The sequence below is a fragment of the Pseudoalteromonas sp. BSi20439 genome (assembly GCF_000241165.1).
In the GTDB taxonomy this organism is placed as follows: Bacteria; Pseudomonadota; Gammaproteobacteria; order Enterobacterales; family Alteromonadaceae; genus Pseudoalteromonas.
In genome coordinates this window covers 1-1,223 of sequence record NZ_BADW01000125.1, presented here as the reverse complement: position 1 = coordinate 1,223, position 1,223 = coordinate 1, and the positions used below count along the sequence as shown (strand labels likewise).

General features: G+C 41.4%; 1 protein-coding gene. It reads left to right on the top strand.

The annotated features are described in order from the left end of the window. Window positions 1-81 precede the first annotated feature (81 nt). Window positions 82-1,218, top strand: coding sequence for an ISAs1 family transposase (locus P20439_RS11525; protein WP_008466968.1), 1,137 nt, complete (start codon window positions 82-84; stop codon window positions 1,216-1,218). The last annotated feature ends 5 nt before the right edge of the window (window positions 1,219-1,223 follow it).

Here is a 1,223-nt window from a genome sequence, read left to right as displayed (position 1 = left end):
CACGGCAAGATCATTATAAATTGAACTTATAGAGCAAGTAGTGATCAGATCAAGGCATAATAATTACTTGGTCGCATAAATATGAGCACTACTTTTCTGAAACATTTTAATTCAATTACAGATCCTCGCATTGAACGTTGTAAAAAGCATGAACTTATCGATATTCTTCTCCTTGCTATTAGCGCTGTACTCTCTGGTGCAGAAGGATGGGAAGATATTGAAGACTTTGGGCACCTAAAGCTTGATTGGTTAAAAAAATACGGCACGTTCAACGCAGGAATTCCAAAACATGACACGATTGCTCGCGTCATGTGTCGGTTAAAAGCAAATGAAATAGAAAGGGCATTTCAATCTTGGATATCATCACTGATTGAAACTACAGGTGCAGATATCATCGCTATCGATGGCAAAACCGCACGGCGTTCATTTACCACAAAAGACAGAAAAAGTGCCTTACACACGGTCAGTGCATGGAGTTGCCAACACCAGTTAGTGCTTGGGCAGACGGCTGTTGATAATAAAACAAATGAAATCACCGCAATACCAGAATTACTCACCCTGCTCGATATTGAAAACAGTATCATTACGTTAGATGCGATGGGATGCCAACAAGAAATAGCAAAACAAATCATCCAACAAAAAGCAGATTATATTCTTGCACTTAAAGGTAATCATTCAGGCATGCAAAAGGAACTAGAAGCGTGGTGGCACAAGTGCGAGCGTGAAAGGTTAACTAAGCATAATTGTGATGAACATACCGAAATAAGCTCAGGACATGGGCGTGTTGAAACACGTACATGCCAGCAGTTACTTATAGATAAAAGCTGGCTAGGCAAGGATTATCGTTGGCCTGGCTTAACGAGTATTATTAAGGTCAGGGCTGAAGTTCATGATAAGTCGGCAGGGTCGGATACCACTGAAACACGCTGGTATATAAGTTCATTAGACTTAAATGCAGCGCAAGCACTCAATGCAGTACGCAGTCACTGGCAGGTTGAAAGCATGCATTGGATGCTTGATATGAACTTCAGAGAAGATGAATCGAGAATACGCAAACTTCAAGGGCCATTAATGTTTAATGTAATGCGAAAGATAGCCATGGCGCTTTTTAAACAAGATGCATCTAAGTCAGCAAGTATGGCGAGGAAAAAGAAAATGGCAGGGCTAGACGATGATTACCGCTCAACCCTGCTAGAGTCTGGGATTAAAATGCGCTAGCCGTG